The organism is Candidatus Bandiella numerosa (assembly GCF_021811875.1).
In the GTDB taxonomy this organism is placed as follows: domain Bacteria; phylum Pseudomonadota; class Alphaproteobacteria; order Rickettsiales; family Midichloriaceae; genus Aquirickettsia; species Aquirickettsia numerosa_A.
Genome location: NZ_JAJBJD010000235.1, coordinates 1 through 280 on the forward strand (window position 1 = coordinate 1; position 280 = coordinate 280).

The 280-nt window shown below is 37.1% G+C and carries 1 protein-coding gene; it reads left to right on the plus strand.

Features of this window, described 5'->3' with window-relative positions; translation table 11 throughout:
• A partial coding sequence (locus L8D11_RS05505) for a hypothetical protein (RefSeq protein WP_236870660.1) occupies positions 1-230 on the plus strand: 230 nt, incomplete at its 5' end.
• Positions 231-280 lie beyond the last annotated feature (50 nt).

A 280-nucleotide genomic window follows, 5' to 3' on the forward strand; every position in this document is an offset into this window, starting at 1 on the left:
ATAATCGCGTAGAAAATGCACATCAACCAACACGAAGAAAGGAGAAATGTCTGATAAAGTTCAAATCACCCTGGGGATTGCAACAAACTCTGTCATTAATGGGGAAAGTAAGAAATATATTCGCAGTTGATATAGGAAGATATACTAATGCAGCTAATATCCAAAGAGAGAATTTTCAAAAAGCTAAATTTATTTGGGATGAAGCTATCCAAGAGATAGCTGCTGCCTAAAATTTAAGGGTCAGGGTTGTGTTGCGGCCATATTTCCATTAACTTGACGG